The following is a 7201-nucleotide window of genomic DNA, read 5'->3' on the forward strand; positions in this document are numbered from 1 at the left end:
GGGCTCCGCTTGCTAAATAAGATGGGCTAGGCGATTTCGCGCCAGTCGAGCCCGCAATCCTGGTTGGCCACTTGCAGCCAGTCCGGGTCGCACCCGAGGGTGTCGACGAAACATTGCCGGGCCAGCTGTGGCTGGTTGTTCTTGCTACTGAGATGGGCCAGCACCAGATGCTGCAGGTTCTGCCAGTCCAGCTCCGACACCAGGCGCGCGGCCTGGTGGTTGTTCAAATGTCCGTAGTCGCCGCCCACCCGCTGTTTGAGAAACATCGGGTAAGGCCCGCGTCCGAGCAGGTCGCGACAGTGGTTGGCCTCGATCAGCAAGGCATCCAGGCCCTGGTAGCTTTCCAGCAGGGCTGCATCGTAGGAGCCAAGGTCGGTAAGCACGCCGAAACGCCGGTTTCCATCGTCAAACACATACTGCAACGGCTCCAGCGCGTCATGGGTCACACCCACGGCACGGATATTCAAGGCACCGATCTGCAGCGTCTCGTTTGCCGCCAGAAAACCTGCTGCCTCGACCGGCTTGCGCATGCCGCGCAAGGTGCCGCGACTGAGGTAGACCGGTACATTGTAGCGCCGCGCCAGCAACCCGACCCCATGCACGTGGTCGGCATGTTCGTGGGTGACCAGCACAGCACTCAATTGCTGGGCAGAAACGCCGAGCAGCGCCAGGCGCCGCTCGGTTTCACGCAGGGAAAAGCCGCAATCGACCAGGACAAGGGTGTTGTCACTGGCGATCAGCGTGCCATTTCCCTGGCTTCCACTTCCAAGTACGGCGAAGCGCACTTAACCCAGGTTGTCCTGAATCACGCTCAGCACGCGGCGAGCGACGTCAGCCGGGGCCACGGTGTTGATGTTCTTCTCGACGGTAACCTGGACGCTGTCGCCCACCTTGCTCAGGCGCACCTGATAACGTTCGGCACGGGCCTCACGCTCTTCCTTGCTCGGCGCGCTGCCGAACAGCTTGCCGAAGAAGCCAGGCTCCTGGTCTTTGGTTTCGGCTTTTTCAGCCAGGTTGATGTAGTACAGGCCCAGGCTGCGGTTGATGTCCTCAACGCGCCATTCACCCTGTTCCAGGGCACGACCGACACTGGACCAGGCGCGATCGAGGTCGGCCCCCAGGTTCAGTACCGGGTTGCCGCTACCGTCTTCGCTCAGGCTGACACGGCTTGGCGCATCGAAATCACGTGCGGCGAGCAACGACACCGAACCGCCCTTCTCGGCGCTGCGGGTCATGCTGGCAAGCATTTCGTCGACCAGGATGGCATCGACACCGGTGTTGTTCGAACGTGCCGGGAATTCCTGCTCGGCAGTGCTGCCGGCCGGACGTTCAACGGTGACGATGTAGACTTCACTGGTATTGCGCTGCACACCCGGCTCGATGCGGATGCGTGCCCGGACTTCGTTATCGCTGCTGCTCGAAGCACTGCCCAGGCGCTTGGCCATGGAGGTGGAGAGCTCGTCGAAACGCTGCCAGGTGGTGTTGAACTCACCAGTCTGCGGACGCTCTTCGGCAATCCGGAAACCGTTGTCTTCAAAGAACTGCCGGGCCACGGGCCAGACTTCGGCGGGCGCACGCTGAGCCAGGACCCAACGGGCACTGCCGCTCTTCTGCAGGCTGAAGTCACTGATGTCGGCGCCAGCGCTCAATGGCTGTGGACGTGGTACCTCGAACTCGCCCTTGACATTGTCGTCGGCGACGTTGCGCGGGATCGGCAACAGCGGATCAAGGCGCTTGGCACTGCTGATATCAGGTGGCAGCTGCATCGGCGCCTTCTGAGTGGCCTCCAGATAATCGCTGCCGCGGTCACGGAAGTAACCCTCTTCGCCCCACAGCCAGCCACAACCACTGGTGCTGGAGATGATCAAGGCAAGGGCGGAAAGACCAGCCAATCGCTTCATGCGGTGTACGTCCTCAATTAAAACTGCAGGCCGCACTGGCGCATCGCCTGGCGTACCGTATCGTGACAGGATTCGCTCAGCCAGGTCAGCGGCAAGCGGATGCCTTTTTGCATCAGGCCCATTTCGACCAAAGCCCACTTCACCGGAATCGGGTTGGCTTCGATGAACAGGTCTTTGTGCAGAGGCATGAGTTTTTCGTTGATCGCACGAGCCTTCTCGGCATTGCCCTCAAGGGCGGCTTCGCACAGATCAGCCATTTCGCGCGGGGCGACGTTGGCGGTAACGGAGATGTTGCCTTTGCCACCCAGCAGGATCAGCTCGACAGCGGTCGGATCATCGCCAGACAGTACGATGAAATCCTTGCTCACGCCGTCAAGGATGGCCTTGGCGCGTTTCAGGTCGCCGGTGGCTTCTTTGATACCGATGATGTTCGGCACGCTCGACAGGCGGATCACGGTCTCGGCCTGCATGTCGCAGGAGGTGCGGCCGGGTACGTTGTAGAGGATCTGCGGGATGTCGACGGCTTCGGCAATGTGCTTGAAGTGCTGGTACAGGCCTTCCTGGGTCGGCTTGTTGTAGTACGGAACTACCAGCAGGCAGGCGTCGGCGCCGGCGTTCTTGGCATTGCGGGTCAGGTGCACGGCTTCGCTGGTGGAGTTGGCGCCGGTACCGGCGATCACCGGAATGCGGCCAGCCACTTGCTTGACGACGAATTCGATAACCTTGATGTGCTCATCGACATCCAGGGTCGCCGACTCACCAGTGGTACCCACGGCTACGATGGCGTGGGTGCCGTTTTCCAGGTGGAAGTCCACGAGTTTGCTGAGGCTGTCCCAATCAAGACGCCCTTGTGCATCCATGGGTGTGACCAATGCCACCATACTGCCCGCAATCATGAAACTGCTCCTGCCGGAAAAAGAGAGCGGTAATGGTACTGGCGCCATCGGCCTTGCACAAGCGAAGCAGGAGGCTGGAGCATTCCCCTCGGCGGCCATTTTCGCTACCCTTCTCTCTTTGATCGGTACACAGCGGCCCGCCGGGCTGCCGACAACCAGCGCAGGCAGTGCCCAAAGCCTCGATCCTGAGCCCCGGGACCACGCCCTCCCGCCATTCTGACCTGTCGGGTACCGACCGCTCATCGCTTTAGGAATGCTGCATGTCCACCCCCACCGTTCGCGAACAATTCCTTGTCATCAGCGCCCTGGGTGCCAATCCCATGGAACTGACCAACATCCTGTGCCGGGCCAGCAACGACAATCGCTGCTCGGTCGTCACCTCGCGCCTGACCCGCCACGGCGAATGCAGCGCACTGGTCCTGCAGGTTTCCGGCAGCTGGGACGCCCTGGCACGCTTCGAGGGCGCCCTGCCAGGCCTGGCCAAAAAGCACACCTTCACCGTGAATGTGGTGCGTAGCGCCGAGCTTGAAGTGCGCCCGCTGGCCCTGCCGTATGTCGCCTATGTCAGCGCCGCCTATCGCCCGGACATCATCAATGAGCTGTGCCAGTTCTTCATCGACCACCATGTCGAGCTGGAAAACCTCACCTGCGACACCTACCAGGCGCCACAGACCGGCGGCACCATGCTCAACGCCACGTTCACCGTGACCCTGCCGGCCGGCACCCAGATCAGCTGGCTGCGCGATCAGTTCCTGGACTTCTCCGATGCCCTGAACCTGGACGCGCTGATCGAACCCTGGCGTCCACAGAACCCACTGTAAGGAAGCAATCCATGGCCGTTGAACTCGACCAACCCGTCGCCGATTTCCAGGCCCAGGCCACCAGTGGCCAGAGCGTCAGCCTGGCTGAGCTCAAGGGCAAGCAGGTGGTGATCTATTTCTACCCCAAGGACAGCACCCCAGGCTGCACCACCGAAGGCCAGGGCTTTCGTGACCAGCACGAGGCGTTCGCCGCGGCCAACACCGTGGTCTTCGGTGTTTCCCGGGATGGCATCAAGTCGCACGAAAACTTCAAGGCCAAGCAGGCCTTCCCGTTCGAGCTGATCAGCGACAAGGACGAAGCCCTGTGCCAGCTGTTCGATGTGATCAAGCTGAAAAAGCTGTATGGCAAGGAATACATGGGCGTCGATCGCAGCACCTTCCTGATCGACAAGCACGGTGTGCTGCGCAAGGCATGGCGTGGTGTGAAGGTGCCGGGGCATGTCGATGCCGTGCTGGCTGAAGCGCAGGCGCTGAACCAGGCCTGAGGCCTATCGCGGGGCAAGCATCAAGCACTGCCTTGAACAGGGTCGCCAGCGGAATCGCAAAGAATATCCCCCAGAACCCCCACAGCCCGCTCCCACAGGGATCATCTGTAACCCTGTGGGAGCGGGCTTGCCCCGCGATGCTCTCATAACAACGGCGCTACCGCCGGCTCCTGCCGCGGCCAAGCATCAAGCACTGCCTTGAACAGGGTCGCCAGCGGAATCGCAAAGAATATCCCCCAGAACCCCCACAGCCCGCCAAACAACAGCACCGCACAGATAATCGCCACCGGGTGCAGGCTCACCGCCTCAGAGAACAGCAACGGCACCAGCACGTTGCCATCCAGGGCCTGGATGATCGCGTACACCGCCATCAGGTAGATGAACTGATCGCCCCAACCCCACTGGAACAGCGCGATCAGGGTGACCGGCACGGTGACCACCACCGCCCCGACATACGGCACCACCACCGACAAGCCCACCAGCAACGCCAACAGCGCCGCGTAGTTGAGCCCCAGGGCGATGAAGGCGATGTAGGTGGCCACGCCGCAAATCAGGATCTCGATGCCCTTGCCACGAATGTAATTGGCAATCTGCCGGTTCATTTCTTCGGCTACGCGGGTCATCAGCGCCCGCTCGCGCGGCAGATAGCCGCTGACCCAGCGGGCAATCAGCTCGCGATCCTTGAGAAAGAAGAACACCAGGATCGGCACCAGCACCAGGTAGATCATGATGTTCACCAACAACGGCAAACTGGACAGCGAGAAGGTCAGCGCCCATTGACCGAACTTGCCGATCTCCCCACGCATCGCCTCAATGGCTTTGAGCACCTGCTCATCCGACACCAGGTGCGGGTAGCGTTCGGGTAATAGCAGCAGCAACGACTGCCATTTGCCCAGCATGCCCGGCAGCTCGTTGAACAGGGTAATCAGCTGATGCCAGAGCAACGGCACCAACACCAGCAGAAACACCGCCAGAGCGCCCATGAACAGGGTAAAGACCACACCGACGGCATAACGGGTCGGCACCCGCATGCGCTCCAGGGCGTTGACCAGGCCTTGCATGAGGAACGCCAGGACCATACCGGCAAGCACCGGCGCCAGCATGCCGCCGAGTGTCAGAACGGCGGTAAACGCCAGAAACAACAAGACCGCCAGCACCACTGCTTCTTCATCGGAGAAGTAGCGTTGCATCCAGTCGCGAAGCACCTTGAACATTGACGATCCTTAGGGGAGAAAAACTCAGGCTTTGCGCAGCCAGTAGGTGTACACACCTGCCTCGGCTGTTTCGAGCAGCAGCGTATGACCGGCCAATTGGGCAAAAGTGCGAAAATCACGCTGCGACCCGGCATCGGTGGCCAGTACTTTGAGCACCGCGCCACTGGCCAGGCGATTGAGCTCCATCTTCGCCTTGAGCAACGGCAGCGGGCAGTTCAGGCCGCAGGCATCGAGTTCGGCGTCAAAAGTCGGGGTATCGCTCATCAGGGGCTCCAGGCAGGCTCGTTCGATCAAGCCTGGTAGAATACCGCCACTGGTCGCCAACGTGTGAGCCAGCTACAGTAAGGCTCTTTGTCGACCAGAGCTTCGTGCATGAATTTTCTGCGCCCTACCCTGCTGACGCTGGCCTGTTTGATGGCGCTCCCTGGCCATGCCGACGACCTGCCGTCACTGGGCGACGCCAGTTCTGCCATTGTCTCCCCGCAACAGGAACATCAGCTGGGCCGCGCCTGGCTCAGCTTGCTGCGGGGCAATGTCAGCCAACTGAACGATCCCCAGCTCAAGGACTATGTCGAAACCAGCGTCTACCGCCTGGCCGAAACCAGCCAGCTACAGGACCGGCGCCTGGAATTCATCCTCATCAACAGCCCTCAACTCAACGCCTTTGCCGCCCCCGGCGGAATTGTCGGGGTCAACGGCGGCCTGTTCCTCAATGCCAAGACTGAAGGCGAATATGCCTCGGTACTCGCCCACGAACTTGCACACTTGTCGCAACGCCACTTTGCCCGCGGTGTCGAAGCCCAGCAGCGTATGCAACTGCCGATGATGGGCGCCCTGCTGATCGGCATCGTCGCGGCCGCAGCCGGTGCCGGCGACGCCGGTATCGCCGCGATTGCCGGGACCCAGGCCGCGGCCATCCAGGAACAACGGCGCTTCTCCCGGCAAAACGAACAGGAAGCCGACCGTATCGGCATTCTCAACCTGGAAAAAGCCGGCTATGACCCGCGCAACATGCCGAGCATGTTCGAGCGCCTGATGCGTCAGTACCGCTACGATGCCAAGCCGCCGGAATTTCTCCTGACTCACCCGGTGACCGAATCGCGTATCGCCGACACCCGCAACCGCGCCGAACAAGCGCCTAAAGGCGGTACAGAAGACAGCCAGCGCTATCAGCTGATCCGCGCCCGCGTTCAACTGCAGTTCGAAGAGACTCCTGGTCTTGCCGCCAAGCGCTTCCGCGCCGAACTGGATGAAAACCCGAAACGCGATTCGGCCCGCTACGGCCTGGCCCTGGCCCTGATCAAAGGTGGCCGCCTCAACGAGGCACGCGATGCGCTCAAGCCGTTGCTGGACAAGGCCCCCAACGACGTCACCTACAACCTGGCGCAGATTGATCTGGACGTCACCAACAATCGCCTGGCCGATGCTCAACAGCGGGTCGAGCGCATGCGTACCCTGTACCCGGCGAACTACCCCCTGCAGCAGGCGCGGATTGACCTGCTGCTCAAGCAGAATCGTCCGGCGGAAGCGGAAAAAGCCCTGGATGCTCTGCTCAAGAACCGTCCGGATGATCCGGATGTGTGGTACGACGTGGCGGAGGTTCGCGGGCTGTCAGGCAATACCATCGGCCTGCACCAGGCGCGTGCCGAGTACTTTGCCCTGGTAGGCGATTTTGACCAGGCACTGCAACAGCTCGATTACGCCAAACAACGGGCTGGCAGCAACTTTGTCCTGGCGTCGAAGATCGATGCGCGTCAGCGCGAGCTGCTGGAGCAGCAGCGGATGGTCAAGGACATGATGCGCTAATGTCCTGAAAAGCATCGCGGGGGGGGGTCACGCCCCCCCAGACGGCGCCCAAACCAGGGGGGGGGAGAGTTCCCCCCC

8 protein-coding genes and 1 pseudogene are annotated in these 7201 nt (G+C 61.5%); 3 read left to right on the forward strand and 6 right to left on the reverse strand.

Annotation, left to right across the window (positions count from 1 at the left end):
- Window positions 1-26: 26 nt before the first annotated feature.
- The 3 genes from ACO6VD_RS03160 to dapA are packed head-to-tail and all read right to left on the reverse strand — an operon-like array spanning window position 27 to window position 2797.
- Complete coding sequence (locus tag ACO6VD_RS03160; RefSeq protein WP_422416997.1) at window positions 27-785, reverse strand: MBL fold metallo-hydrolase; 759 nt, start codon at window positions 783-785, stop codon at window positions 27-29.
- A complete protein-coding gene (bamC, locus tag ACO6VD_RS03165) occupies window positions 786-1901 on the reverse strand; it encodes an outer membrane protein assembly factor BamC (RefSeq protein ID WP_422416998.1) in 1116 nt (371 codons plus the stop codon).
- A 17-nt stretch (window positions 1902-1918) separates the two neighbouring features.
- Window positions 1919-2797 (reverse strand): 4-hydroxy-tetrahydrodipicolinate synthase, encoded by an 879-nt coding sequence (dapA, locus tag ACO6VD_RS03170; RefSeq protein ID WP_422417000.1) that lies wholly within the window; start codon window positions 2795-2797, stop codon window positions 1919-1921.
- Window positions 2798-3057: 260 nt separating this feature from the next.
- Between dapA and ACO6VD_RS03175 the strand changes: the two genes are divergently transcribed.
- Window positions 3058-3618: a glycine cleavage system protein R gene (locus ACO6VD_RS03175; protein ID WP_400173873.1), complete on the forward strand. Its 561-nt coding sequence runs from the start codon at window positions 3058-3060 to the stop codon at window positions 3616-3618.
- Window positions 3619-3629: 11 nt separating this feature from the next.
- Complete coding sequence (locus tag ACO6VD_RS03180) at window positions 3630-4103, forward strand: peroxiredoxin (protein ID WP_422417001.1); 474 nt, start codon at window positions 3630-3632, stop codon at window positions 4101-4103.
- Window positions 4104-4113: 10 nt separating this feature from the next.
- Here ACO6VD_RS03180 and ACO6VD_RS03185 read toward each other — a convergent pair.
- The 3 genes and pseudogenes from ACO6VD_RS03185 to ACO6VD_RS03195 form a co-directional block, all read right to left on the reverse strand.
- Window positions 4114-4191, reverse strand: a pseudogene (locus ACO6VD_RS03185) (hypothetical protein); the annotation flags it as partial.
- A 55-nt stretch (window positions 4192-4246) separates the two neighbouring features.
- Entirely contained in the window at window positions 4247-5317 is a 1071-nt protein-coding gene (locus tag ACO6VD_RS03190) for an AI-2E family transporter (protein ID WP_422417002.1), read from the reverse strand.
- 24 nt (window positions 5318-5341) lie between these two features.
- Complete coding sequence (locus tag ACO6VD_RS03195; protein WP_400173870.1) at window positions 5342-5581, reverse strand: sulfurtransferase TusA family protein; 240 nt, start codon at window positions 5579-5581, stop codon at window positions 5342-5344.
- A gap of 108 nt (window positions 5582-5689) precedes the next feature.
- Here ACO6VD_RS03195 and ACO6VD_RS03200 point away from each other — a divergent pair, with 108 nt between their 5' ends.
- Window positions 5690-7123, forward strand: a complete 1434-nt coding sequence (locus tag ACO6VD_RS03200; RefSeq protein ID WP_400173869.1) for a M48 family metalloprotease — start codon at window positions 5690-5692, stop codon at window positions 7121-7123.
- Window positions 7124-7201: the final 78 nt, after the last annotated feature.

This window comes from Pseudomonas sp. GZD-222 (assembly GCF_049310525.1).
Taxonomy (GTDB): Bacteria; Pseudomonadota; Gammaproteobacteria; order Pseudomonadales; family Pseudomonadaceae; genus Aquipseudomonas.